This window comes from Streptomyces sp. NPDC058045, from assembly GCF_042885635.1.
In the GTDB taxonomy this organism is placed as follows: Bacteria; Actinomycetota; Actinomycetes; order Streptomycetales; family Streptomycetaceae; genus Streptomyces.
The window spans coordinates 13,982-37,882 of record NZ_JBHVRR010000009.1 but is presented as its reverse complement, the minus strand read 5'-3'; the positions used below and the strand labels follow the sequence as shown (position 1 = coordinate 37,882).

At 69.6% G+C, this 23,901-nt stretch carries 23 protein-coding genes, 2 pseudogenes and 1 riboswitch; of the genes and pseudogenes, 11 read left to right on the top strand and 14 right to left on the bottom strand.

Features of this window, described 5'->3' with window-relative positions:
- Positions 1 to 818 precede the first annotated feature (818 nt).
- The 3 genes from ACFVST_RS08190 to ACFVST_RS08180 all read right to left on the bottom strand — a co-directional run bounded on the left by ACFVST_RS08190 (position 819) and on the right by ACFVST_RS08180 (position 2,043).
- A complete protein-coding gene (locus ACFVST_RS08190; protein WP_390148064.1) occupies positions 819 to 1,076 on the bottom strand; it encodes a hypothetical protein in 258 nt (85 codons plus the stop codon).
- A gap of 134 nt (positions 1,077 to 1,210) precedes the next feature.
- Positions 1,211 to 1,681, bottom strand: coding sequence for a hypothetical protein (locus tag ACFVST_RS08185; RefSeq protein WP_390148063.1), 471 nt, complete (start codon positions 1,679 to 1,681; stop codon positions 1,211 to 1,213).
- Positions 1,672 to 2,043: an ATP-binding protein gene (locus ACFVST_RS08180; protein WP_390148061.1), complete on the bottom strand. Its 372-nt coding sequence runs from the start codon at positions 2,041 to 2,043 to the stop codon at positions 1,672 to 1,674. The genes ACFVST_RS08185 and ACFVST_RS08180 overlap by 10 nt, the downstream gene beginning before the upstream one ends.
- Before the next feature lie 245 nt (positions 2,044 to 2,288).
- On the opposite strand from ACFVST_RS08180, the gene ACFVST_RS08175 reads away from it, so the two are divergent.
- Positions 2,289 to 3,629 carry a hypothetical protein gene (locus tag ACFVST_RS08175; protein ID WP_390148059.1) on the top strand — a complete coding sequence of 447 codons (1,341 nt, stop codon included), beginning with the start codon at positions 2,289 to 2,291 and terminating at the stop codon, positions 3,627 to 3,629.
- Here ACFVST_RS08175 and ACFVST_RS08170 read toward each other — a convergent pair.
- Together ACFVST_RS08170 and thiC are read right to left on the bottom strand one after the other, a co-directional pair.
- Positions 3,607 to 4,140 (bottom strand): NUDIX hydrolase, encoded by a 534-nt coding sequence (locus ACFVST_RS08170; RefSeq protein WP_390148057.1) that lies wholly within the window; start codon positions 4,138 to 4,140, stop codon positions 3,607 to 3,609. The two genes, ACFVST_RS08175 and ACFVST_RS08170, sit on opposite strands and share 23 nt — an antisense overlap.
- 393 nt (positions 4,141 to 4,533) lie before the next feature.
- Positions 4,534 to 6,351, bottom strand: coding sequence for a phosphomethylpyrimidine synthase ThiC (thiC, locus tag ACFVST_RS08165; RefSeq protein WP_390148055.1), 1,818 nt, complete (start codon positions 6,349 to 6,351; stop codon positions 4,534 to 4,536).
- A riboswitch (TPP riboswitch) is annotated at positions 6,345 to 6,515 on the bottom strand. Its footprint overlaps the gene before it by 7 nt.
- Before the next feature lie 77 nt (positions 6,516 to 6,592).
- On the opposite strand from thiC, the gene ACFVST_RS08160 reads away from it, so the two are divergent.
- Complete coding sequence (locus ACFVST_RS08160) at positions 6,593 to 8,056, top strand: YibE/F family protein (protein WP_390148053.1); 1,464 nt, start codon at positions 6,593 to 6,595, stop codon at positions 8,054 to 8,056.
- A gap of 104 nt (positions 8,057 to 8,160) precedes the next feature.
- Here the strand turns inward: ACFVST_RS08160 and ACFVST_RS08155 are convergent, their stop codons facing one another.
- The 4 genes from ACFVST_RS08155 to ACFVST_RS08140 form a co-directional block, all read right to left on the bottom strand.
- A complete protein-coding gene (locus tag ACFVST_RS08155; RefSeq protein WP_390148051.1) occupies positions 8,161 to 8,595 on the bottom strand; it encodes an SsgA family sporulation/cell division regulator in 435 nt (144 codons plus the stop codon).
- 98 nt (positions 8,596 to 8,693) lie between these two features.
- The gene (locus ACFVST_RS08150; RefSeq protein ID WP_390148049.1) at positions 8,694 to 9,551 is read right to left on the bottom strand and encodes an IclR family transcriptional regulator; all 858 of its coding nucleotides are present in this window, start codon (positions 9,549 to 9,551) and stop codon (positions 8,694 to 8,696) included.
- A 203-nt stretch (positions 9,552 to 9,754) separates the two neighbouring features.
- Positions 9,755 to 9,967 (bottom strand): DUF5326 family protein, encoded by a 213-nt coding sequence (locus tag ACFVST_RS08145; RefSeq protein ID WP_390148047.1) that lies wholly within the window; start codon positions 9,965 to 9,967, stop codon positions 9,755 to 9,757.
- Positions 9,968 to 10,217: 250 nt separating this feature from the next.
- Positions 10,218 to 10,535: a cupin domain-containing protein gene (locus ACFVST_RS08140; protein ID WP_390148045.1), complete on the bottom strand. Its 318-nt coding sequence runs from the start codon at positions 10,533 to 10,535 to the stop codon at positions 10,218 to 10,220.
- Positions 10,536 to 10,594: 59 nt separating this feature from the next.
- On the opposite strand from ACFVST_RS08140, the gene ACFVST_RS08135 reads away from it, so the two are divergent.
- From ACFVST_RS08135 to ACFVST_RS08105, 7 genes are all read left to right on the top strand, one after another.
- The gene (locus ACFVST_RS08135; protein ID WP_390148043.1) at positions 10,595 to 10,972 is read left to right on the top strand and encodes a phage holin family protein; all 378 of its coding nucleotides are present in this window, start codon (positions 10,595 to 10,597) and stop codon (positions 10,970 to 10,972) included.
- Between the two features lie 6 nt (positions 10,973 to 10,978).
- On the top strand, positions 10,979 to 11,479 hold the full coding sequence (locus ACFVST_RS08130) for a low molecular weight protein-tyrosine-phosphatase (RefSeq protein WP_390148041.1): 501 nt from the start codon (positions 10,979 to 10,981) through the stop codon (positions 11,477 to 11,479).
- Entirely contained in the window at positions 11,476 to 12,645 is a 1,170-nt protein-coding gene (locus tag ACFVST_RS08125; RefSeq protein ID WP_390148039.1) for a cystathionine gamma-lyase, read from the top strand. Before ACFVST_RS08130 ends, ACFVST_RS08125 begins: the two co-directional genes overlap by 4 nt.
- Before the next feature lie 106 nt (positions 12,646 to 12,751).
- A complete protein-coding gene (locus tag ACFVST_RS08120; protein ID WP_390148037.1) occupies positions 12,752 to 13,234 on the top strand; it encodes an NUDIX domain-containing protein in 483 nt (160 codons plus the stop codon).
- Between the two features lie 131 nt (positions 13,235 to 13,365).
- Complete coding sequence (locus ACFVST_RS08115) at positions 13,366 to 13,902, top strand: DUF2269 domain-containing protein (protein WP_390148035.1); 537 nt, start codon at positions 13,366 to 13,368, stop codon at positions 13,900 to 13,902.
- 4 nt (positions 13,903 to 13,906) lie between these two features.
- The gene (locus ACFVST_RS08110) at positions 13,907 to 14,794 is read left to right on the top strand and encodes a GNAT family N-acetyltransferase (protein WP_390148033.1); all 888 of its coding nucleotides are present in this window, start codon (positions 13,907 to 13,909) and stop codon (positions 14,792 to 14,794) included.
- A gap of 50 nt (positions 14,795 to 14,844) precedes the next feature.
- Positions 14,845 to 15,297 carry a GNAT family N-acetyltransferase gene (locus tag ACFVST_RS08105; protein ID WP_390148032.1) on the top strand — a complete coding sequence of 151 codons (453 nt, stop codon included), beginning with the start codon at positions 14,845 to 14,847 and terminating at the stop codon, positions 15,295 to 15,297.
- Positions 15,298 to 15,412: 115 nt separating this feature from the next.
- Here the strand turns inward: ACFVST_RS08105 and ACFVST_RS08100 are convergent, their stop codons facing one another.
- Both ACFVST_RS08100 and ACFVST_RS08095 read right to left on the bottom strand, forming a co-directional pair.
- Positions 15,413 to 16,804 carry a serine hydrolase domain-containing protein gene (locus ACFVST_RS08100; protein ID WP_390148030.1) on the bottom strand — a complete coding sequence of 464 codons (1,392 nt, stop codon included), beginning with the start codon at positions 16,802 to 16,804 and terminating at the stop codon, positions 15,413 to 15,415.
- A gap of 94 nt (positions 16,805 to 16,898) precedes the next feature.
- A complete protein-coding gene (locus tag ACFVST_RS08095; protein ID WP_390148028.1) occupies positions 16,899 to 17,579 on the bottom strand; it encodes a TetR/AcrR family transcriptional regulator in 681 nt (226 codons plus the stop codon).
- Positions 17,580 to 17,650: 71 nt separating this feature from the next.
- Here ACFVST_RS08095 and ACFVST_RS08090 point away from each other — a divergent pair, with 71 nt between their 5' ends.
- A complete protein-coding gene (locus ACFVST_RS08090) occupies positions 17,651 to 18,760 on the top strand; it encodes an FAD-dependent oxidoreductase (RefSeq protein ID WP_390148026.1) in 1,110 nt (369 codons plus the stop codon).
- A 48-nt stretch (positions 18,761 to 18,808) separates the two neighbouring features.
- Here the strand turns inward: ACFVST_RS08090 and ACFVST_RS08085 are convergent.
- From ACFVST_RS08085 to dnaB, 3 genes and pseudogenes are all read right to left on the bottom strand, one after another.
- Positions 18,809 to 19,051 (bottom strand): annotated as a pseudogene (locus ACFVST_RS08085) (GNAT family N-acetyltransferase); the annotation flags it as partial.
- Between the two features lie 89 nt (positions 19,052 to 19,140).
- Positions 19,141 to 19,548, bottom strand: a pseudogene (locus tag ACFVST_RS08080) (hypothetical protein).
- Positions 19,549 to 19,612: 64 nt separating this feature from the next.
- On the bottom strand, positions 19,613 to 21,919 hold the full coding sequence (gene dnaB, locus ACFVST_RS08075) for a replicative DNA helicase (RefSeq protein ID WP_390148024.1): 2,307 nt from the start codon (positions 21,917 to 21,919) through the stop codon (positions 19,613 to 19,615).
- A 460-nt stretch (positions 21,920 to 22,379) separates the two neighbouring features.
- Between dnaB and ACFVST_RS08070 the strand changes: the two genes are divergently transcribed.
- The gene (locus tag ACFVST_RS08070) at positions 22,380 to 23,717 is read left to right on the top strand and encodes an MATE family efflux transporter (RefSeq protein ID WP_390148022.1); all 1,338 of its coding nucleotides are present in this window, start codon (positions 22,380 to 22,382) and stop codon (positions 23,715 to 23,717) included.
- The last annotated feature ends 184 nt before the right edge of the window (positions 23,718 to 23,901 follow it).

The following is a 23,901-nucleotide window of genomic DNA, read 5'->3' as shown; positions in this document are numbered from 1 at the left end:
TGGGGGGGGTTGCCCGGGGCCCGCGCCCTGCCCCCGGGCTGTTCCACCGGGGTTGGGGTTTTTTTTTTTTTTTTTTTTGTGTTACTGGGGGCCCCGCGGGGGGGGGCCGCGCGCGCGGGCGGCCGGGGGCCGCCGACGCTCCTGTCTGCCGCCCCGCTCCGGCAGCCCCCGCCCGCTCAGCGCGCAATCTGACCAAGGCGGACAGTGCAGACCAGGAACCAACCCGACCACTCCGGGCACCAGGACCAGGCCGACGCCCACCAGCGCAACCACCCCGCCCAACTGCCCGCTGCCCCAAGCCACATGGCGTTCAGCGCCGCAATCCGGACCCAGTTGCGATGCCGCGCGGGGACAACGCCCAGGCCCGAGGCAGTGCACGGCCGTGACGATGGAAGAAGCGTGGCTGAGGCCGAACAGGGTTGTTGGAGGCCACGTGACGGGTGCTCAGTCGGCGCGCCCGCCGTCGTGGCTGACTTTCGTCGGCTCAGGTCAGGACCTCCATTCGAAAACGCGAAGCCGGTATTGCAGCCGCAGCCGTACCCGCACTTCGGGCACGCCAAGCGCCCCGGTACCATCGGCACCGGGGTCCTGACCAGGGATTCCAGACCGGACCACCCCAGAACGCTGTCCAGGCAGAGGGGTGGTCCGGTCACATTTTGGCGCTCGCCGCTCACAGGACGGGCGGCGAGCGGCGAGCGCCGAGGAAGCCGCGCTGTCCCCTTCGGGGGGTGTAGGGGACAACGCGGCGGCTTACTGGAGCAGCGGCTAGATTTCGACGGCGAGTGTGCCGAGCGCTTCCCGCTACGACGACAGTCCCGCTAGGTCTCGTTGCCTTTGAACAGGCTCCCCAGGAGGCGTTCGATGCGCGTGTCCTCGGGATGCCCGTACTTGGCGTGATCCGCCATCCTGGTGGCTACCTCCATCAGGCCCACCTTGTCGTTCTGTTCGGTTGATTCCTCCAACACGATCACGAGTGCCGCACACGTAACGCAGTTCTTCGGGTCGACCGGCCCCGGTTGCGGCTCGTAGAGGAGGGCCGTCACTTCAAGATCTGCGATCAGAGCGTCATCCATCATGGAAGCTCCTTGCTGCTGTTGGCACTTCGGGAAGGACACGCGCGAGCCGCAGTAGCCACCGCCCTCACTCGCGGCAGGAGAACGCGAACGCGGCGGTGCAGGTCAACCGTCGCTCTCGTCCGGGTTCTCGAACATCAGCCGTTGCGGACGGTCGTCACGCCCATGTGTGCCCGGTTGGTGGCGAGGATGCGTTCGACGTACTGGTCGAGTGCATCGGGGCCGGCGCCCGGCGGTATGGGATCGAGGCCGATCGTCACGCACGTCGGCCATCCGCTGGCGATGTGCGAGCGCCACTCCGGAGTCGTGGCCGCCAGCCCCATGAGGTACTGCGGATGCCCGTAGTCGAGGGCGACATGGGGGCTGCGGATCAGCAGATGCGCGCCGACGGACGACAGCCGCTCGGCGGACGGGCGCAGGCGCATCCCGTCGACCATGCCCATCAGACTGGCCTCAATGCCCTTGGCCGTCTCCCTTGGTCGCCGCGGCGGCCGGTGGCCGATCAGGATGTGCGCCATCGGCCCGACCGGGGTCACGTCGAGCCACGTCCGCACCGTGCACCCGGGGACGAACTCGGGACCGGGCACAGCTCGGATGATCAGTGCCATGCCAGCTCCGCCCAGACGAATTTCCCGAACGGGCGGGGAGCGACACCCCACTTGTGCGCCAAGGCGTCGAGGACGATCAAGCCGCGTCCGCGCTGGCGGTCCGCACTCGGAGCCTTGAACCTCGGGTACCGCCGCGACGGGTCGTGCACCTCGACACGCACCCGGCCCGCCGACGCGGAGAGGACGACAGCTACCGAGTCGCCCGGCTCGGTCCCGTACCGGATGGAGTTGGTGACCAGCTCGGAAACGATCAACTGTAGGTCCTCGATGAGGGTGCGCGGAGCGTCCGGCGCGTAATGCTCCACGACCTCACGCGCATACGCGCGCGCCTTGCTGACGGAGCCGGGATCACTGGCGAACACGGCTTGTTGCGGCGGGCCGGTTGGTGGCGGGCAGCAGGGTGGAGCTTCCTGTGTCGGGTGTTCTGGCATGGGCACGATGCGACCCCCTTCGGTTCAGTCTGGTCTGCTGGTTGCTTGCCATGGAAAGGAGCATGGCGATCCGGAGGAGGCCGCCAAAAGGTCAGGCTGATTACCCAACTTGGGTAACATCGCGGTAAGTAGAAGCCCAACGACCTTGCGTTGCCCTCGCAGTGGGGAGCGAGCCAATGCCTGACGCCGACCGGCCGCAGGAACTGCCGGCCAGGCTGCTCACCGATCCGGAAATGATCGATGCGTGCCGGATGCGGGACTTCGCCAGGGTCTTCCGGCTGGTGAAGGTCAAGGCAGGCATCTATCCGTCGATGATCGCCAGGCGCTGTGAGCTGACCCCGAGCCGGGTCGGTGAAGTGATCGCGGGGCAACGCCAGTTGCAGCACATGGACGTCATCGAGCGCATCTCGGATGGGTTGCGCATCCCGGGACACATGCTTGGACTTGCCCGTCGGGTGTGGGAGACGCCCCAAGCCCTTGCGGCCACCGAGCGAGAGATTCCGGAGCGACTGGAGCCCGAGCAGCAGGCCCCTGTATCAGTGCCCGGCCCCGATGTAGACAGCATCCTGGCGCTGACAACTCGAACAAGCCTCAACGCAGCCTCACTTGAAGCCTTCCGCTCCTCCATCGAGGACTACTGGAGGCGGGACGACCAGCATGGCGGCGAGGCGCTGAGGCCAGCCATCGTCGGCCAACTCCGCCATGTCGTCGGGCTCTTGAAGGAGAACCGGCCGCCGTCCATCCAGCGCGGCCTGTACGGGATCGCGGCCGAGTTGGCCCGCCTCACCGGTTGGACCTACTTCGACGCCCGCCAGTACAACCAGGCTCGTGCCTACTTCACCGAGGCCCTGCAACTGGCCAAGGAAACCGACGACCGCCAGTTCATGGCCAACGTACTTGCCTGCATGAGCTTGCAGGCGACCTACCAGGACAAGCCCGCGGATTCGCTGGCATTCGTAACGGCCGCCCAGGACCAGGCCCGCTCAGATCTCGGCACCACCTCACGTGTCCTGTCCATGTTGTCCATGCGCGAAGCCTTCGCTCACGCCACCCTCGGCAACCGGGATTCCACTCACCGGGCGATCGGAGAAGCCCACCGTCATTTCGAGCAGATCCAGGCGAGTGACCCCGACCCTTCTTGGGTCACCTACTTCGATGAGCCGAAGCTCATCGTGGACACGGGCATCGCGCACGGTCGACTGGGCGAAGCAGCCACAGCCGAACCCTTGATCACGGACGCCTTGCGACGCGAAGACCGCACCAATCAGCGCGGCCGTGCGTTCCACTCGTTCTGGCTGGCGCGTACGCAGTTGGATCAAGGCAAGCTCGACCAGGCGTGCCACACCGCCATGCGAGCACTTGAACCCGCATCCGCGGTTTCGTCCGAGCGAGTTTCAGGCCATCTCAGGGAGTTCTACGGCCAGTTGGCCCCGTACCGGCAACAGCCTGTAGCGCTGGCCTTCGAAGCGAGGCTGCGGGAACTCCTCCCGCAGGTCAGCGAACCCCTTCAGCCATGAGCAGGTACAGCAGGCCGACGAGTGAGCCACTGCTTACGACTTCCCGACGGTCGATCATGCCCCGTACCTCCGAGAGGGGAATCCACTCGATGCGGTCGGACTCGTTCTTCTCCGTGGGCGGCCCGGCGTAGGTAGCGCCGTCGATCCGGAAGACGTGGTGTTGTGAGTCGGTGATCCCGTTGGCCGGCTCGGCGTAGATCAGCGGTTTGACGGGGCCGGGACGCCAGCCCGTCTCCTCCAGAACCTCACGGGCCGCAGCCTCTTCCGGTGTCTCCCCTTCTTCCACCAGACCCATGGGCAGCTCCCAGGCCCACGAGTCTGTGATGAAGCGGTGCCGCCACATCATCAGGACCTCTTGGCGGTCATTGACCACCGCGGCCACGGCCAGGTGCCGGAGACGGACGACGTGGTACTCCCACCTCCGACCGTCCGGCTGCTGGACATCGACCAGACACAGGTTCACCCACTTGTTGGTGTAGATCTGACGCTCACCGTGGGTCTTCCACTCCATACCTGCGGCACCTCTCGCTCATGGTCTCCAGGATCTCAGACCGACGAGGCGACGAATGCAAGTCGAGACTTCACGTCAGTCTGACGAGATAGCTCACGGTATCGCGTCGGGCTCCATCAATGCACGGCTGCTGAGGCTGCAAGCACGCGCACAGGCAGCGGACGGAGACCGGCAGGGCACGTTGCGATCCCTCGCTCTCCGTGATCACCTCCACGAGGTGGCCAGCCGACCCGCTCTCGTCAGCAACCCCACGGAGCCCGCATGACCGCCCAGCCCGCGCCGCGTCCACGGGCAACATCAACACCGCCTAACCAACAATGCGACTCGCCCCCAGCTCGACATCCCGGAGCCAGGGGCGATCTCTGTGCAGGCGATCACTGAGACGTCAGAAGATCAGTCCGCGATCGGCAGGTAGAGCCGGTTCCCCCGCGCAGCGAACTCGGCCGACTTGGCCAGCATCCCCATCCGAGCCTCATCGTCGCTGGTCAGCGGGTCGTCGCCGCCGAACTGCTCTGTGATGCTTCTGCTGATCTTCATCGAGCAGAACCTCGGGCCGCACATGGAGCAGAAGTGGGCCGTCTTGGCGGGTTCGGCGGGGAGGGTCTCGTCGTGGAACTCTCGGGCCGTGTCCGGGTCGAGGGCCAGGTTGAACTGGTCCTCCCAGCGGAACTCGAAGCGGGCGTCGGAGAGTTCGTCGTCCCAGTCCTGGGCGCCCGGGTGGCCCTTGGCGAGGTCCGCCGCATGGGCCGCGATCTTGTAGGTGATGACGCCGGTCTTGACGTCGTCGCGGTTGGGCAGGCCCAGGTGCTCCTTGGGTGTGACGTAGCAGAGCATGGCGGTGCCCCACCAGCCGATCATGGCGGCGCCGATGCCGGAGGTGATGTGGTCGTAGGCGGGGGCGATGTCGGTGGTGAGGGGGCCGAGGGTGTAGAAGGGCGCCTCTTCGCAGATCTGCTGCTGGAGGTCGATGTTCTCCTTGATCTTGTGCATGGGGACATGGCCCGGGCCCTCGATCATGGTCTGCACCTCGTGCCGCCTGGCGATCCGGTTCAGCTCGCCCAGGGTCTCCAACTCGGCGAACTGGGCACGGTCGTTGGCGTCCGCGATGGAACCGGGGCGCAGTCCGTCGCCGAGTGAGTAGGTAACGTCGAAGGCGGCGAGGATCTCGCAGAGTTCCTCGAAGTGCTCGTAGAGGAAGCTCTCGCGGTGGTGGGCCAGGCACCAGGCGGCCATGATGGAGCCGCCGCGGGAGACGATGCCGGTCTTGCGGTTCGCGGTGAGCGGGACGTACGGCAGGCGCACTCCGGCGTGCACCGTCATATAGTCCACGCCCTGCTCGGCCTGTTCGACGACGGTGTCCTTGTACACCTCCCAACTCAGCTCCTCCGCACGGCCGTCGACCTTCTCCAGTGCCTGGTAGAGCGGGACGGTGCCGATGGGGACGGGTGAGTTGCGCAGGACCCACTCGCGGGTGGTGTGGATGTTGCGGCCGGTGGAGAGGTCCATGACGGTGTCGGCGCCCCAGCGGGTGGCCCAGGTCATCTTCTCCACCTCCTCCTCGATGGAGGAAGTGACCGCGGAGTTCCCGATGTTGGCGTTGACCTTCACCAGGAACCGCTTGCCGATGATCATGGGCTCGGTCTCGGGGTGGTTGACGTTGGCCGGCAGTACGGCGCGGCCGGCCGCGATCTCCTCGCGCACCGTCTCGGGCGCGAGGTTCTCCCGGATGGCGACGTACTCCATCTCCGGGGTGATCTCGCCCCGCCGTGCGTAGGCGAGTTGGGTCACCGCCCGGCCGGTGCGGCCGCGGCGGGGCTGGCGGGGGCGGCCGGGGAACACCGCGTCCAGATTGCGCAGCCCGCCGCGCGGCGAGGTGTGCTTGATGCCGTCGTCCTCGGGGCGGACGGGGCGACCCGCGTACTCCGCGGTGTCGCCGCGGGCGATGATCCAGTTCTCCCGCAGCGGCGCGAGCCCCCGCCGGACGTCGGTCTCGGTCTCCGGATCGGTGTACGGCCCCGAGGTGTCGTACAGGGTGACGGCCCGGCCGTTGGTGAGGTGGACTCGGCGGACCGGGACCCGCAGGTCCGGGCGGGTGCCCTCGGGCCCTGTGAGATATCCCTTGTGCCAGCCGGTGGTGTGCCCGTCCTCCGTGGTGCTTCCGGTCCCCTCGGACGGGACGGAGGCAGGCAGGTGTGCGTCAGATGCGGTCATGTGACCTAACTCCCTACGCCGGCATTACCCGGTAACAGGTTCAGCGGTCGACGCAGCCGTTCCCGCACGCGAGGTGTGCCCGTACGTCATCGCCGTACGGTCCTCGCGAATGCGCAGGTCAGCGCCCTCTCAGCCCGGTGCTCCGAGCTCCCGCGTGTGCAAAAGCGCTTCTAAGCTAACGTGCGGAGGCGCTCTGTGAACAGGGACGTCCGCTTCTTGGGATGATCGGCAGGTGACCTCCATGCAACAGCCCCCTCAGCCACCGCCGCACCCGCCCGAGCACGGCCACAGCCATGGGCACGGCCCGGCGGCGCCCGTCTCGCGGCATCTGCGGAAGGTGATCGCGGCGGTGCTCATCCCGTTCGCGGTGGCCGTGGTGGTGGGGCTGGTGGCACTGTGGCCCGGCGGCGCCCCGCCGCACCAGCGTTCCGGGGTCGGCTTCGACCGGCAGACCCAACAGGCCACCGTGGTCCAGGTGGAGAAGGTGCCGTGCTCCTCGGTGAACGCCGACGGCTCGGGCGGCGCCGGTGGCACCGGCGACCCGGGCGGTGCCGGTGGCTCCGGTGGCAACGCCCCTGCCGCGGACGGCGGTTCGGCCCAGCGGAAGCCGGCCGGGGCCTGCGGCAAGGCGACCGTCCGGGTCGACACCGGCAAGGACCGCGGCCGCACCTTCACCGAGATCGTCCGGCCCGACTCCCCGCGCCAACTCCACGCCCACCAGGGCGTGGTGGTCTCCTACGCGCCCGACGCCCCGCATGAACTCCAGTACTCGGTCAGCGATGTGGAGCGGAAGTTCCCGATGGTGCTGCTGGCGGGGATCTTCGCGCTGGCGGTGGTCGCGGTGGGGCGGCTGCGGGGGCTGCTGGCGCTGGTGGCGCTCGCGGTGAGCTTCCTGGTGCTGACGCTGTTCATCCTGCCGGCCGTCCTCCAGGGCTCGAATCCGCTGGTGGTGGCGGTGATCGGGGCCAGCGCCATCATGCTGATCGCGCTCTACACCTGCCATGGCGTCAACGCCCGCACCTCGGTGGCGGTGCTCGGCACCCTGGTCTCGCTGCTGCTGATCGGGCTGCTCGGCTCCCTCTTCATCGGCTGGGCCGCGCTCACCGGCAACACCGACGACAGCACCGGCCTCATCCACGGCCTGTACCCGTCCATCGACATGAGCGGGCTGCTGCTGGCCGGAGTCGTCATCGGCTCGCTCGGGGTGCTCGACGATGTGACCGTCACCCAGACCTCCGCGGTGTGGGAGCTGCACCAGGCCGACCCCTCGATGGGACGGCGGCGGCTCTACCGGGCGGCCATCCGGATCGGCCGCGACCACATCGCGTCCGTCGTCAACACCCTGGTCCTGGCCTACGCGGGTGCCGCCCTGCCGCTGCTGCTGCTCTTCTCGGTGGCCCGCAGCGGAGTGGGCACCGTGGCGGGCAGCGAACTGGTGGCGGAGGAGATCGTACGGACGCTGGTGGGCTCGATCGGCCTGGTCGCCTCGGTACCGGTGACGACGCTGCTGGCCACCCTGGTCGTCTCCGCGGACCGGCCGGAGGGGGGCGCCGGGAGCGTGCCGGTGGCGGGCGGCGCGGGGGCTGTGCCGGTGAACGGGCCTGCGGGGGTGGGCAGTTCCGGGAGTGCGGTGGGGCCGGTGCCGGGGGGTCGCGGGCCCGCCCGGTCGGGGCGGGGCGGCGGAGGGCGGCGCCGCAAGCGCTGAGCCCGGCCCCGGGGCGGGGCGTCCGGCGGGCCGCCGCTCTTCAACTGGCGGAAGGCGGCGGGCCGTTGCTGAAGCGTTACGGCTGGCATGTGCGGGCGGGCGTGTCAGCCCGCACTCTGCTCCGCGAGGATCCGGTCCAGCGTCTCGTCGAGCATGGTGTCGTAGTCGGCCAGCTTCTGCTCCTGCCCGAGCGGCACCAGCCGGTCGGTGCGGTCGAGGAACGCGACCAGGGGGGCCGCGCCGGCCCGGAACAGCGCCTGGTCCGCGCCGACCTGGAGCCGGATGAACACCTCGTCCAGCACCTCGGAATCGGTGGGCCAGATGTGCACATCGCCGTCACCGCACGGCCCGGCGACCCCGTCCACCAGCAACTCCCGTCCGAACGCCCAGGTCACAGGCGCATCGCCGGGCAGATGGAAGGTGAACCGCACGGCATACGGATCATCCGTCTCGTAACGGAGCTCCACCGGGATCCGGAAAGAGAGCTCGTCCGAGACGAGAAAGCTCATCATGACCTCGGCCTGTACCGACTCGCGCATCGCCTACCCCGTCGTTTGCCGTCGACTGGCCGGGCACAAGTCCCCGGCGCTGGTGGCATCTTGCTCACTGTGCACATCAGATCACAAGGAGTGAGTTTTCAGATGCTGATAGAGATGTCGAGTGTCCCGAGCAGCCCGCCGATCTCCCGCTGGAGCCGCAGGGCAAGCGCCTCCAGAGCCGAACTCCGGTGCGAGGGAAGGGAGATGGCGAGGGTGGCGGCGGTCGCACCCACAGTGATCGGGATGGCCGCGCACTCGGTGCCGAGGGCGTACTCCTGCCGCTCGAAGATCGGCCGCATCCGGCCCGCCCGGTCGAGCCGCCGCAGCAGCGTGGGCGCGTCGGGCGCGCCATAGGGCGTGATCTGCCGGACGGGGTGGCGGGAGAGATGGTCCTGCCTTGCCTCGTCGTCCAGTTGGGAGAGCAGGCACTGTCCGATGGCGTGCGCATGGCCCGTCTCGCGGAAGTCGGCCCACTCCTCGACGGCGGGGCCGACCGGTGAGTCCGCGACCGACACCAGATCGATCTCGCCCTCCCGGTAGACCGCGAAGTAGACGGCGGCGCCGATGAGTTGGTGCAGATGCCGCAGTGACTCGCCCATTCTCAGGCGCCGTTGCTGGACACCGGCGCTCCGCGCCAGCCGCTCGGCCGCCTCGGCGAGATGGAAGACGCCGCCCTCACGCCGCAGATATCCCTCATGGGTGAGGGTCCGCAGCAGGTGGTACGCGGTGGGCAGCGGGAGCCGCGCCTCACGGGCCAACTGCTTGGCGGGCGCACCGCCGCTGTGTGCCGCGGCGGACTCCAGCAGCCGCAGCGCCCGCTGTACGGACCCGATCAGCGTCGGCCCGGCCCCGGTGCCGCTCTTGGCGACAGGGGCGACGGGCGGAGCCGGGGCGCCGGCGGAGCCGCGGGGCACATGCGCGGACGCGGGTACGGGGCGGAGGTCGGCGGGGGCCATGGTCACTCCCGAAGCGCGAGGGGCCGAGGGGTGGCCGGTCTCGGCCGGTTCACGGGCGGAGGTGCGCTCGACGGACCGGGTCGTCGATCCCAGGACCCTAGCCGCCGCGGCCCGGCCCCTGTCCACGGAGTGCGGAAACTTCCCCCGCGCGAGGGACGCCGTCCCTATCCTGCCCCCGCCAGCCCAGCACCCTCCGCGAGCGGCTACCAGTCGCCCCTGGACGAGGAGTTGGACCTGAACTTCCCTACGACATAGATGAGTCCGCCGACCAGCGCCACGAAGATCAGCACCTTGAAGAGCAGGCCGACCAGGACCTGGAGGATGCCGACGATCAGTCCGCCGAACACGAAGAGCGCGATGAGCGGCACCGCCACCCACTTCACCCACCAGGGCAGGCCCGCGAAGATCTCCCGCACCGCCATCGTCCTTACCTCGCTTCCTCGTCGCTCCGGAACGGTCTGTCCCCGGCGCTTCCCACTCCCCGGATCACGGACCCGGCCGGTTTCCCGCGGCGGATCGGGAAGCCGGGCGCCTGATGCCCGGACGGCCGTCCGCCTGCTCCCGATGCTAGGACGCGGCCGCGCCCGGCGGGCCCGCTCCGGCCCCGGTCCTTCCCTGACCCGTCCCCTAGGGAACCCCGGCCCCGGCCCCCGACCGGGCTGCGGCTCAGCTCTCCGGCGGCGAGAAGACCACCAGCACCCGCAGGTCCTCGCTGATGTGGTGGAAGCGGTGCATCACCCCGGCCGGCACATAGACCACACTGCCGCGGGCGACCTGGGTGGTCTCGTCCCCCACGGTGACCGAGGCGCGGCCGCTCACCACGAAGTACACCTCGTCCTGCTGGTGCGGCTGCTGCGGATCGGTGGCACCCGCGTCGAGTGCATAGAGCCCCACCGACATATTGCGTTCGCGGAGGAACTGCAGATAGGCGCCGTTGTTGGCGGCCCGCTCCGCCTCCAGGTCGTCCAGTCGGAATGCCTTCATCGCTTCGCCAGCCCCTCGCCCGTACGCGCGTGATCGCCTGAGTCTGCCACGATCGCCCCATGAGGAATTTCGTAGTCAAGACGCTCGCCAACGCCGCCGCCCTGGCCGTCGCCGTATGGGTACTGGACAAGATCACCCTGACCGGGCACAGCACCGGTGACAAGGCACTCACCCTGATAGTGGTGGCGCTGATCTTCGGCGTGGTGAACGTTCTGGTCAAGCCCGTCGTCCAGGTGCTGACCTTTCCGCTGTTCATCCTGACCCTCGGCCTGATCACGCTGGTCGTCAACGCGCTGATGCTGATGCTGACTTCATGGGTGACCGGCATCCTTCATGTGAGCTTCCACGTCGACGGCTTCTGGACCGCGGTCCTGGGCGGCCTGATCATCTCCGTGGTCTCCTGGGCGCTCCACCTCGCACTGCCCGACGAGGACTGACCCGCGATGCCGCACCGCGCCTACCGCCTCTGCTTCGTCTGCACCGGCAATATCTGCCGCTCGCCGATGGCCGAGCAGGTCTTCCGGACCATGCTGGCCGAGGCCGGACTCGACCCGCTGGTCTCGGTGGACAGCGCCGGCACCGACGGCTGGCACGAGGGCGACGCCGCCGACCCGCGTACGGTCGCCGTCCTCACCGGCGCCGGATACGGGACCGAGCACAGCGCCCGGCAGTTCCACGCCTCCTGGTTCGCGGAACTGGACCTGGTGATCGCGCTGGACAGCGGGCACCTGCGGAAGTTGCGCGCCCTCGCTCCCACCCCCGAGGACGCGGCCAAGGTCCGCCTGCTGCGCTCCTACGACCCCTGTGCCGGCACCGATTCGGACGTACCGGACCCTTACTACGGCGGGATCGGGGGATTCGAGACCTGCCTGAAGATGGTGGTGGCCGGGTGCGAGGGACTGCTCGCCGAGGTCTCCGGGACGGTGGAAGGCAGGGCGGCATGACCGAGGAAGAGCACAGCAACGCAACGGTGGGAGCCGACGGTCCGGGCGACGGGACACGGGCGGTACGGGCCGGGCTGCCCGAGCCGGCCAAGTACGAGCCGACGCTGCCCGGACCGGTCTTCGCCGCCCACTTCCATCTGCCCGGCGAGCCGACCGGGCCCTACACCTACGGCCGGGACTCCAATCCGACCTGGACCCATCTGGAGCGCGCCATCGGCGAGTTGGAGGCGCCGGGCGACCCGGACGCGGCCACGCTGATCTTCCCCTCCGGCATGGCCGCCATCTCCGCGGTGCTCTTCTCCGCGCTGCGCAGCGGCGACGCGGTGGTCCTTCCGTCCGACGGCTACCAGGTCTTCCCGCTGGTCCGCGAGCAGTTGGAGGCCTTCGGCATCGAGGTACGCACCGCCCCGACCGGCGGCGACGCCCAGTTGGAGGTGCTCGACGGGGCGCGGCTGCTGTGGCTGGAGACCCCGTCCAATCCGGGGCTGGACGTCTGCGATGTACGGCGGCTGGCCGCGGAGGCACACCGCCGCGGCGCCCTGGTCGCCGTCGACAACACCCTGGCCACCCCGCTCGGCCAGCGGCCGCTGGAGCTGGGCGCCGACTTCGCGGTCGCCAGCGGCACCAAGCAGCTCACCGGGCACGGCGACATCCTCCTCGGCTATGTGGCCTGCCGGGAGCCGGAACTGCTGGAGCCGGTACGGCGCTGGCGCAAGATCGTCGGCGCCATCCAGGGCCCGATGGAGGCCTGGCTCGCCCACCGCTCGCTGGCCACACTGCCGCTGCGCGCCGCCCGCCAGAACGCCAATGCCCTGGCCCTCGCCGAGGCGCTGCGCCATCGGCCCGAGGTGTCCGGGCTGCGCTACCCGGGCCTGCCCGACGACCCCTCGCACTCGGTGGCCGCCCGGCAGATGCGCGGCTTCGGTTGTGTGCTGTCCTTCACGCTGCCGTCCCGCGAACACGCGGAGCTTTTTCTGGGGGCGCTGCGGCTGGTCGACGACGCCACCAGCTTCGGCGGCCTGCGCTCCACTGCGGAACGCCGCGGACGCTGGGGCGGGGACGATGTACCCGAGGGCTTCGTCCGCTTCTCGGCCGGCGCGGAGGACGAGGCCGACCTCCTGGCTGACGTCCGGCGCGCCCTGGACGAGGCCGCCACTCAAGGCTGATCCATTGCAGGCCTCAGCCAGACCGGTTCCTGTCGGTGACCGGCGCCCGCCCAGCTGACAGGCCCCGGGATGTTTCACGTGGAACAGCCGGGGCCACATTTCCCCCATGACCGTTCGTCCCGTGGTCAAACGCACCGCACGCGCCGTCCTGCTCGACGGCGACCATCTGATCCTGATCAAACGCACCAAGCCCGGCGTCGACCCGTACTGGGTGACTCCGGGCGGTGGAGTCGAGCCCGGGGATGCCACCGTGGTCGACGCCCTTCACCGCGAGGTGCATGAGGAACTGGGCGCCAAGATCACCGATGTGGTGCCGTGCTTTGTGGACACCGTGGAACATATCGGTGCCGACGGCGGCGCGACCGGCGTCAAGGTGCAGCACTTCTTCGTCTGCCGCCTGGAGTCCATGGACACCGCGCAGCGCCACGGCCCCGAGATCGAGGAGCCCTGCGGGGAGTACGAGATCGTCCGCATCCCGTTCACCCGCGTCGGCATCGCCTCCGTCCATCTGGTCCCACTCTCCCTGCGCCACTACCTCGACGGAAACATCGAGGGCGTACGCGCAATGCACGCACCGGATCTGGGCTGACGCTCGTCCCACCCGGGCACCGGCAGGGCGGCAGGCCCGCGCCGGGCCGGTGATGTACGCCGAGCCCGGTAGCCGGGGTTACTCCCGCTGTGGGACGCGAGGGGACGGGCCGCGGCGGCACGGTGTTCCACGTGAAACTTCAACGCCGGGCCCGTCGGGCCGTACTCGTCGTCCATGTCGCGGCCTCCGCCTGCTGGCTCGGGGTCACCCTGGGGCTGTTCGGGCTCTCCGTCACCGCGGTCGGCAGCGGCTCACCGGAAGTGGCGGAGGCCTCCTACCGATCCATGAAGGTGTTCTCGGATTGGCTGGTGATCCCGCTCGCCTTGGGCACGCTGCTCAGCGGTCTGCTGCTCTCCCTGGGCACCCGCTGGGGCCTGGCCCGGCACTGGTGGGTCTACCTCAAGTTCTGGCTGACGCTGATCACCACCGGACTGTCCATCCTGCTGCTGCGTCCCGGTATCAACGAGGCCGCGGCACAAGCCAGTTCAGGCGAGACGGTGACCTCTGCGGGCAATCTCCTGGTGGCGCCCGGTGTCTCGCTCAGCGTCTATCTCTTTATGACCGCGATTTCCGTTTTGAAGCCCTGGGGGCTTACTCGACGTGGCCGAAAGCTACGCTCCGCCGACCGCAAAGCGGTGGACGCCGGCAACCTCCGTCGGACAACCTGAGCCCGTGTCGACACCCTCGCTCAGTTCACTGCCCGTCCGCCGCCTCACCCCGCAGGACCGCTCGGCCTGTGCCGACCTCTCCGAAGACCGGGGCTGGCCACGCGAGGACCACAAATGGGGCCTGCTGCTCACCGCGGGCCAGGGCTATGGAATCGACGCCCCCGAGGGCGGCCTGGTCAGCGCCTGCGTGGTCACGTCCTACGGTGCCGCGGCCCGGCCCGAACTCCAGGCGCTCGGCATGATGCTCGTCGCCGAGAGGTATGCCCGACGCGGGGTGGGCCGACGGCTGCTGAGCCATGTCATCGCGGAGGCCGATGGAGCGCCGCTCACCCTCTACGCCACGGAGACCGGGCGCCCGCTCTACGAACAACTCGGCTTCAAGATGGTGGGCCGGGCCGAGATGGTGCGGGGTCGCTTTTCGGCCGCTTCGCCGGACGGGGCGCAGGGAGCCACGGCGGGCGGGATCCGGGTCCGGCCCGCCACCGCGGAGGACCTGCCCGCCATGCTGGCGCTCGACCTGGAGGTCTTCGGCACCGATCGCACCCTGATGCTCACCAGGCTGCCGGCCTTCGCCGATCTGCTGCGGGTGGCCGAGGCCGGGGACGAGTTGATCGGTTTCGCCGCAGCCTGGCCCAACGAGGACACCCATGTCCTCGGCCCACTGGTAGCCCGGGATCCGGCCACCGCCCAGGCCCTGATCACCGCCCTCGCCCAGGACAGCGACCGGGATCTCCGCACCGATATCGACGTACAACACGGCGTACTTCTCGACTGGTTGAAGGATTGCGGGCTGAGGCTGATCACGGAGAACGCCGTCATGGCGCTGGGCATCCCGAAGCTGCCGGGTGACTGGCGCCGCCGCTTCGCCCCGCTGACGGTGGCCGCAGGCTGAGCGAACCCCAGGGCACGGGCCGGGCCGCGGGACCTCCTAGGCTGCCTGTTATGGGAGAGCTTGAGATCAGAGCGGCGACCGCTGAGGACCTTCCCGCCATCGTGGCGATGCTGGCGGACGATCCGCTGGGCGCCCAGCGGGAGAGCCCCAAGGACCTCACCCCGTACCGGGAGGCCTTTGCTCGGCTGGCCGCGGATCCGAACCAGCGCCAGATAGTGGCCGTCCGCGCGGACCGGGTGGTGGGCACCCTGCAACTGACCGTCATCCCCGGACTCTCCCGACGTGGGGCGACGCGCTCGCTCATCGAGGGAGTCCGTATCCACGCGGAGGAACGCGGCAATGGACTGGGCAGCCAGCTCATCGGGTGGGCCGTCGAGGAGTCCCGTCGCTCCGGCTGCCAACTCGTGGAGTTCACCTCGGACATGACCCGCACCGACGCCCGCCGCTTCTATGAACGGCTGGGCTTCACCGCCAGCCACGTCGGATTCAAGATGCAGCTCTGACATCTCCCTTTCTGAAGTCCCTTATGGGCAGGGGCGGTTGCAGGCGTTTCACGTGAAACAGCCGGACCGGCCCTGCCACGGCAACCGACTTCCGTCAGCGGCGTTCTCAGGAATCTCAGGAGGGGAGCGGGCGCCATCCCCCGGGGTCCACTCCACCCGGCACCGGTGCACCCGCCTCATAAGGCTCCCGGGTGAAGACGAACGAGCCCAGATCGAGATGGCTCACCCCACCGTCCGCCCGCCGGACCGCGGCCAGCACCTCCCCCGCGTAGTAGCCGTCGAGCCCGGTCCAGGTACCGTCCGCGTTCGCCCGGAACCGGGAAGCCCGCCCCACACCGTCCACCGGCGCCAGATCCACCCCGCCACCGGCAGTGGGCCGCAGCGCCAGCACCTGCGTCCCCCAGTACCAGGGCCCCGCCAACTCCAGTACCGCAGGGTCGACTTCGTTCAGCGGATGCCAGGGCGCCGGAATCCTGGGCTCGGCCGCGGCCACCGTCTCGATCAGATCGGCGGCGACCGAGTAGACCGCAGCGCCGGAGGTGCAGTTGGCGAGGACGACGGAGGCAAGCCCCTCCTCCACATCCAGCACCAGTGCGGCGAGATAGCCCGGCAGCGAACCGGAGTGACCCACCAGCGCCCGATCGCCCTGCCGATGGATCTGTACGCCGAGGCCATAGCCGTCACCGGCGGCCAGCCCGGGGCTGTCCGGGGGCGCCGCGGGCGTCCGCATCTCCAGTACCGACTCCGCGCTCAGCACTCGTTCGTCGCCGCGCGCCAGAAAGGCGGCGAAACGGGCCAGATCCCCGGTGGTGGACCAGAGGCAGCCGGCCGGGCCCATGATCCCCAGATCCTCAGCCGGCTCCGGCAGCAGCACATCGGCCCATGGATGCACCGCCCAGCCACCCGCATACGGCGCCAACGGCTGCACCGTGGTCCGGTCAAGCCCCAGCGGCTCCAGCAGTTCGCGCCGCAGGACCTCCTCCCAGGACGCCTGCCGCACCTCCGCCACCAGGGCACCGAGCAGGGTGTAGCCCGGATTCGAGTAGTGGAAGCGCTGCCCGGTGGGATGACGGGACGGCTCCTCACCAAGGACATCGGCAAGCCCCGGCCGAAGCGAGGAGGGGCTGCGCTCCCACCACTGGCCGGGCGTCTCAGCGGCCAACCCGGCGGTGTGCGCCAGCAGTTGGCGGACGGTCACCTCACCGACGCCGGTACCGGGCAGATGCTTCTCCAGCGGATCCCCCAGATCGAGCAGCCCCTCGTCACGGAGCCGCAGCACCAGCACCGCGGTGAACGTCTTGGTGATCGACCCGATCCGGTACTGCACATTCCCGTCCGGCGCCGGCCCGCTCATACCGGAGCGGGCCCCCTGCCAGACCACCTCCCCGTCCCGCACCACAGCGGCCACCATCGACGGCGCCCGCCCCTCCGCCTGCCCCACCGCCAGCCGACGCACCAGCGCCCGCCGCGTCCCCGGCAACAACACCTCATCCGCAACACCAGTCATCCCCCCAGTCCACCCCGCCCCACCCCCGGCCGTCGACCACATTTCAGCCAGCCGGGACGTCAACTGACGTGGAACGGGCGGAATCCCAAGGGCGTCACCCGGAGATGCGCGCCTCGATGCCGTCGAGCAGAAAGTCGAGGCCGGTCCGGAAGGTCTCGTCGGCATCCAGATGGGCGGCATCGTGCACCACTGTGGCCAGCGCGGGGAATCGGCCCGTGGCGAAGGTGCGCTCCAGGTAGGGCCCGAGGGAGGCCTGCCAGTGCTTCTCGTCCAGGCCGGTGACCCGCTCCGCTCGCCGCTCGGCGATCTCCCGGCGCACCGCGCCGACCACATAGGCGTTGACCGCGGCGACCACCGGCATGACGGCGTCCACCTCGACCTCGTCCAGGGCGGCCGTGACCGTCTCCCCGCTGGCCAGCGCATGGGGCCCGAGTTGGGGTCGCCCGCCCAAGAGATCGGCGAGCCATTCGTGCTGGTGAGCGGCGTGCCGGGTGGCTTCGGCAAGCGACCGGAGCACCGCCCGCCAGCCGTCTCCGGCAGGCCGGATCTCGGCGTAGGCGGCGTCGACCATCAGGTCGAGCAGCTCTTCCTTGCTGTCGATGTAGCCGTACAGCCGCATCGGACGGACATCCAGCGCGGTGGCGACCTTGCGCAGCGACACCCCGTCCAGGCCGTCCGCGTCGGCCAGTCGGATCGCCGCCCGCACAATCCGTTCCCGGCTCAACGGCGCCGGAACAGGTCGCTGCGGCGGCTCCGGCCTCTCCCATACCAACATGCCGCAACAGTACAATGCATCGGTCGATACAGTGTATCGACCAGTACGCCGTATCGGAGGAAGGAGCAGCAATGACCATCGCCATAGTCGGAGCAGGGCTGGGCGGGTTGGCGCTCGCCAGGGTGCTTCATCGGAACGGCATCGACGCCGTCGTCTATGAACGTGAATCGTCACGCGATGCGCGCGGGCAGGGCGGCATGATCGACATCCACTCCGGCCAGCGGGCGCTGCACGAGGCCGGTCTGTTCGACCGGTTCCAGCGGATCGCCCGCCGCGAAGGCCAGGACATGCGTCTTCTCCAGCCGGACGGCACCCTGCTGCTCCAGGAGGACACACCCGCTGACGCCCCGCTCGACCGACCCGAGGTCGACCGCACCGATCTCCGCGACCTCCTGCTGGACTCCCTCCCCGCACACACCGTGCGCTGGGGCCACACATTCAAGTCCGCTGACAACAGCCGGCTCCACTTCGCCGACGGCGGCAGCGCGACCTACGACCTGCTGGTCGGGGCCGACGGCGCGCGATCCCGGGTACGCGCCCTGCTCACCGACGCCCGCCCGGCGCACATCGGCCAGAACATCATCGAGATCGGCATTCCAGACATCGACCGCACGCATCCCGACCTCGCGGCGATGGTCGGGCGCGGCAACTACTGGGTGCTCGGCGACGGGTTGTCGCTGGCGGCGCAGCGCAACGGCGACGGCCGCGTGCGTATCGGCCTCAGCTTCTACCGCACCGGCGAGGATTGGTTCGCTACCAGTGGGATCCCGTTCGAGGATCCGGCCGCCGCCCGTTCCCGGCTGATCGGCCTGCTCGACGGCTGGGACCCGCGGATCACCGCACTGATCGCGGCCTGCGACGACACCATCGTGCCGCGGCCGATCACCAGCCTCCCGGCCGGCCTGACCTGGCCGTCGACGCCGGGCGTCACACTGCTCGGCGACGCCGCGCACCTGATGCCGCCCGTGGGAGAGGGCGCCAATATGGCACTACTCGACGGCGCCTTGCTCGGCCTCGCACTGTCCGCACACCCCGACGACTTCCCCACAGCCGTCAGCGCATACGAAAGCGAGATGTTCGAACGGACCGCCGCCGCGGCCCGGATGTCCGCGGACATCCAGAAGCTGCTGACCTCACCGGACGCCGCCCAGAGAATGCTCGCGTTCTTCCAAGCGGGCTGAAGACACCACGCGGTACGACCTCTCAAGCCATGTCGCTGGGCTTCTCGCTCAGGAACGTGTCATGTCCTCAGCCCCGAGTTCGAGGAACATGAGCACTTCATCGCGATCGTCGCCGGACCCCAGCCGAAGGGCCCCAGGCCAGCGCCCGATCTCCTTCCACCCGAGCCGTTCGTAGAAGGCCTCCAACCCAACGCCGGCCCGGACTGCCAGATGCAACTGCTCAAGCCCCATCTCATCGCGAGCGACGGTCCGGACGTGCCTCATCAGGGCCATGCCGATGCCCTGGCCACGTCTGTCGGTGCGGGGAAGTGGCCTGCGCGAAGCGGAGGGGGTGGGCGGGCATGGAGTCAGGTTCCCAGCACCCACTGACAGTTGCACCGCTACCAGGGGCGGCACAAACCTGTTTTGGGCGCCCTCCGTTCCACCCACTCGCGCACGGTAGTTGCTCGCTTGATGCGGCTGACGATGTCTTTCTTGGACGCCGCGTCCAAGGTCTCCGGGATCGTGTCGAACGTGTCGGGAAGAACGTCAAGGAGACCCCAGATCTGTTCTCCGGTGCGGACAGTGAGAAGTTGCTGGCACCTCCACTGGAGCGGCGTTTCCGGACGGTGCGTGAGCCGCTGAATGAGCGTCGGGAACAGGTAGTGCGTCGCCTCTGGGGCGAGGTGCTCTCACAGCCAGTCGCCCGGAAGACGCTGGCTGAAGCCGTGCATGGCGGCTTCCTCGGCCAGCTCCAGGAGCTGAGCGGTGTCGACAGCTCGGACGGTGCGGGGAGGCGTCGGGGGCATGTCGCGATGATGCCAAGAGGCGGGTACGGAGCCGAGAGGTCAGCGGGACCGCGCGCCGCCCCCCTCACGTCTGGGCCATGTCCACGAAGCGGGAGTAGTGGCCCTGGAAGGCGACGGTGATGGTGGCGGTGGGGCCGTTTCGGTGTTTGGCGACGATGAGGTCGGCCTCGCCGGCGCGGGGGGACTCCTTCTCGTAGGCGTCCTCGCGGTGGAGTAGGACGACCATGTCGGCGTCCTGCTCGATGGAGCCGGATTCGCGCAGGTCGGAGACCATCGGTTTCTTGTCGGTGCGCTGCTCGGGGCCTCGGTTGAGCTGGGAGAGGGCGATCACCGGGAGCTCCAGCTCCTTGGCCAGCAGCTTGAGATTCCGCGACATGTCGGAGACCTCCTGCTGGCGGCTCTCGGCGCGCTTGGATCCGCCGGACTGCATGAGCTGGAGGTAGTCGATGACGACGAGCTTGAGATCGTTGCGCTGCTTGAGGCGGCGGCACTTGGCGCGGATCTCCATCATCGACAGGTTGGGCGAGTCGTCGATGTAGAGGGGGGCGGCGGAGACGTCCGGCATCCGGCGGGCCAGCCGGGTCCAGTCCTCGTCGGTCATGGTGCCGGACCGCATGTGGTGGAGGGCCACCCGGGCTTCCGCGGAGAGCAGCCGCATCGCGATCTCGTTGCGCCCCATCTCCAGCGAGAAGATGACGCTGGGCAGGTTGTTCTTGATCGCGGCGGTGCGGGCGAAGTCCAGGGCGAGGGTGCTGTTGTGGGTCGGCACCATGGAGCGGCCGGCGAGGTAGAGGTGGTCGGCGTTGGCCACCTGGACGCAGCGCACCGGCACCGAGGGGATCTCGCGCACCTCGGTGATCTGCCGACTGCCCGGCAGCTCTACGGCAGAGGGGAACTCGACGCTGTACAAGCCCGGTTGGCGTTCGCTTGCTCGGCCGTCAGCGCGGCCGGAGGTGGCAGCCACCTGGCCGCAGCGCAGGCCCAGGCCCAGGATCAGTTCGCGGACGGCTTCGGCGAGCGGACGGCGGTGGGTGCTGAACCGGTGGGCCCCGTCCGCCAGTTCGGTACCGCCCGTCTCCAGCAGCCCGGCGAGCAGGGCTCGGCGCTGCTCAACGGAGGCCCGGAGGTACTGCGGCGGCAGCGGCGCCGCGGCCTCCCCGTCGTCTCGGCCTCCGGCCCCCCCGCCCTGACCGCTGCCGCCACCGAGTCGGGCGCCGAGGGTGCGGGGCGGGACGGGCAGATCCTGGCGGTCGGGGAGGTCCAGGGGGGCGGTGGTGGGGACGCTGTGCCGGGGCAGGGTGTCCGAGCCGGGGAGGTACAGCGTCTCGGCGATCTCCTTGGTGGTCCGGACGGCACGGCCGCCGGCACCGGGCGGGGTGTCGGTGAGCCACTGGTGGTCCGCGTCGGCGGTGAGCCGCGTGCCGTCGTCGAACTCCACGCGGTAGCAAGGGCGTTCACGCATCACCTCCGTTGCCGCGACGACCCGGGTGGGGCGGCCGTCGGCGCCGATGAGGTGGTCGCCCTCGCGGACCTCGCCCATGGTGGTCCAGCCGGACGGGGTGGGCAGGGGGGTGTCCAGGGCGAGGGCCTTGCCCATCGCGGGGCGGGCGGCGATGACGACCATCTGGCCGGGGTGCAGGCCGTTGGTGAGGGAGTCGAAGTCGGTGAAGCCGGTGGGGACTCCGGTCATCTCACCGTTGCGGGAGCCGATCGCCTCGATCTCGTCTAGCGCGCCCTCCATGATGTCGCCGAGCGGCAGGTAGTCCTCGCTGGTGCGCTGCTCGGTGACGGCGTACAGCTCGGCCTGCGCCGTGTTGACGATCTCGTCCACATCGCCGTCGGCCGCGTATCCCATCTGGGTGATCCGGGTGCCGGCCTCGACCAGGCGGCGCAGCACCGCGCGCTCGTGGACGATCTCCGCGTAGTACTCGGCGTTGGCCGCGGTGGGCACCGTCTGGACCAGGGTGTGCAGATAGGAGACGCCGCCGACGCGGGTGATCTCGCCGCGCTTGGTCAGCTCGGCGGCGACGGTGATCGGGTCGGCCGGCTCGCCCCTGGCGTACAGGTCGAGGATGGCCTGGTAGACGGTCTCGTGGGCGGGGCGGTAGAAGTCGGGGCCCTTGAGGACCTCCACCACGTCGGCGATGGCGTCCTTGGACAGGAGCATCCCGCCGAGGACGGACTGCTCCGCGTCCAGGTCCTGGGGCGGGACTCGCTCGAAGGAGGAGCCGCCGTCCCAGGGGCCGCCCGCGCCGCCGCGGTCGTGCTGCTCGTCGCGGGCGGAGCGGCGCTCCTCGCGGCGGGAGGCGGGGAGACGATCGCTGGGACCGCTGTCGGCCCACGGGTCGTCCAAGGGCTCGGAGATACTCACCGGGCCACCTCCTCCGTCCGCCGTGCGGACCTCGCTGTGCCCCTCATTCCTACGGCACGGCACTGACAAGACAAGCGGCCCGACTCCGGTGGGGAAGGCGTCGGTTCTGTGACGTTTCCGAGGTCGCGGGAGGGTCCGGGCGCCGCACTACGTTAGGCCTCTCGGCACCGTCAGCCAATCTGGTTATCCACAGGCGCTGTGGATGACGGGCCCCAGCCTGTGGAGAACTCGGCAAAACCTGTGCACGACACGGTGGACAGGCCTGTGAACAAGCCCTCAGCACTTTCCACACACCCATGCTGACCTGCTATTTTCCCATCCACCGGCTGTGCAGAAGAAAAAGTTTTGCCACCGGCTCAAGATCACCCTCAGCAGTGCACAACCGTCCACATCCTCGAACAGTCAGTAAGGGTCCTATTAGCATTGCATCTCTTACCTGTGGAAGATTAGATTGGTGCCCATGACACAGGCTTCCGCGGCGGCCAGGGCCGGACGCCGAAAGCATGACCGGGAGATCATCGCTCTCGCCGTACCGGCCTTCGGCGCACTCGTCGCCGAGCCCCTCTTCGTCATGGCCGACAGCGCCATCGTGGGCCACCTCGGCACCGCCCAACTCGCCGGGCTCGCCGTCGCCTCCGCCATGCTGACCACTGCGGTCAGCATCTTCGTCTTCCTCGCCTACGCCACCACCGCGGCCGTCGCCCGCCGGGTCGGCGCCGACGATCTCGGTGCCGCGATCCGCCAGGGCATGGACGGGATCTGGCTCGCCCTCATCCTCGGCGCCGCCGTGATCGCCGTGGTGCTGCCCACCGCGCCCGCACTGATCGACCTCTTCGGCGCCTCCCACACGGCCGCCCCCTACGCCGTCACCTATCTCCGGATCTCCGCCTTCGGCATCCCCGCGATGCTGGTCGTCCTCGCCGCGACCGGAGTCCTCCGCGGACTCCAGGACACCCGCACCCCGCTCTATGTCGCCATCGGCGGCTTCGTGGCCAACGCCGTGCTCAACGTACTGCTGGTCTACGGCGCCGGGCTCGGTATCGCGGGCTCCGCCTGGGGCACCGTCATCGCCCAGTGCGGCATGGCCGTCATCTATCTCTGGGTGGTGGTACGCGGCGCCCGCCGGCACGGGGCCTCGCTCCGGCCGGACCTCGCCGGGATCCGCGCCTCCGCCCAGGCCGGCGCCCCCCTGCTGGTACGCACCCTCTGCATCCGGGCCATCCTGATGATCGCCACCGCGGTGGCCGCCCGGCTCGGTGACGCGGACATCGCGGCGCACCAGATCGTGCTCTCGCTCTGGAGCCTGCTCGCCTTCGCCCTGGACGCCATCGCCATCGCCGGGCAGGCGATCATCGGCCGGTATCTGGGCGCGGGTGACACCGACGGTGCCCGGGTCGCGTGCCGGCGGATGGTGGAGTGGGGCATCGCGGCCGGTGTGGTGATGGGGGTGCTGGTGGTGGCCGCCCGACCGCTGTTCGTCCCGCTCTTCACCGGTGACTCCCTGGTGGCGGACGCGGCCTTCCCGGCCCTGATCGTGGTCGCCGTCTCCCAGCCCATCTGCGGCATCGTCTTCGTACTGGACGGGGTGCTGATGGGGGCGGGGGACGGGCCGTATCTGGCGGGGGCGATGTTTGTGACGCTGGTGGTCTTCACGCCCGCGGCCCTGCTCGTCCCGGTGCTGCACGGCGGGCTCACCGCGCTCTGGGGTGCGATGACGCTGATGATGGCGGTGCGGATGGCGACCCTCTGGATTCGCTCCCGCTCCGGCCGCTGGCTGGTCACCGGCGCCACCCGCTGACTCTCGCCCGCCCCCGTTTCACGTGAAACGGGGACCGGGCAACACAGCACAGTGGGGCCGCACCAGAAACGGGGGGGCCCCCCGCCTGGGGGTTGTTCCCGTCCGCCACCCGCCGGGGGGTAGGGTCTGGGCGGGGCCCCCGCCGCGGTTGACCGATGCGGCCCCGCGGGGGGGAGCACACCCG

Coding starts and splice junctions, on each gene's coding strand:
- ACFVST_RS08130 (WP_390148041.1), top strand. CDS start 10,979: ATGCCGCACCGCGCCTACCGCCTCTGCTTCGTCTGCACCGGCAATATC.
- ACFVST_RS08120 (WP_390148037.1), top strand. CDS start 12,752: ATGACCGTTCGTCCCGTGGTCAAACGCACCGCACGCGCCGTCCTGCTC.
- ACFVST_RS08105 (WP_390148032.1), top strand. CDS start 14,845: ATGGGAGAGCTTGAGATCAGAGCGGCGACCGCTGAGGACCTTCCCGCC.
- thiC (WP_390148055.1), bottom strand. CDS start 6,351: ATGACCGCATCTGACGCACACCTGCCTGCCTCCGTCCCGTCCGAGGGG.
- ACFVST_RS08185 (WP_390148063.1), bottom strand. CDS start 1,681: ATGGCACTGATCATCCGAGCTGTGCCCGGTCCCGAGTTCGTCCCCGGG.
- ACFVST_RS08135 (WP_390148043.1), top strand. CDS start 10,595: ATGAGGAATTTCGTAGTCAAGACGCTCGCCAACGCCGCCGCCCTGGCC.
- ACFVST_RS08140 (WP_390148045.1), bottom strand. CDS start 10,535: ATGAAGGCATTCCGACTGGACGACCTGGAGGCGGAGCGGGCCGCCAAC.
- ACFVST_RS08160 (WP_390148053.1), top strand. CDS start 6,593: ATGCAACAGCCCCCTCAGCCACCGCCGCACCCGCCCGAGCACGGCCAC.
- ACFVST_RS08125 (WP_390148039.1), top strand. CDS start 11,476: ATGACCGAGGAAGAGCACAGCAACGCAACGGTGGGAGCCGACGGTCCG.
- ACFVST_RS08175 (WP_390148059.1), top strand. CDS start 2,289: ATGCCTGACGCCGACCGGCCGCAGGAACTGCCGGCCAGGCTGCTCACC.
- ACFVST_RS08090 (WP_390148026.1), top strand. CDS start 17,651: ATGACCATCGCCATAGTCGGAGCAGGGCTGGGCGGGTTGGCGCTCGCC.
- ACFVST_RS08070 (WP_390148022.1), top strand. CDS start 22,380: ATGACACAGGCTTCCGCGGCGGCCAGGGCCGGACGCCGAAAGCATGAC.
- ACFVST_RS08155 (WP_390148051.1), bottom strand. CDS start 8,595: ATGCGCGAGTCGGTACAGGCCGAGGTCATGATGAGCTTTCTCGTCTCG.
- ACFVST_RS08095 (WP_390148028.1), bottom strand. CDS start 17,579: ATGTTGGTATGGGAGAGGCCGGAGCCGCCGCAGCGACCTGTTCCGGCG.
- ACFVST_RS08150 (WP_390148049.1), bottom strand. CDS start 9,551: ATGGCCCCCGCCGACCTCCGCCCCGTACCCGCGTCCGCGCATGTGCCC.
- ACFVST_RS08100 (WP_390148030.1), bottom strand. CDS start 16,804: ATGACTGGTGTTGCGGATGAGGTGTTGTTGCCGGGGACGCGGCGGGCG.
- ACFVST_RS08170 (WP_390148057.1), bottom strand. CDS start 4,140: ATGGAGTGGAAGACCCACGGTGAGCGTCAGATCTACACCAACAAGTGG.
- ACFVST_RS08190 (WP_390148064.1), bottom strand. CDS start 1,076: ATGATGGATGACGCTCTGATCGCAGATCTTGAAGTGACGGCCCTCCTC.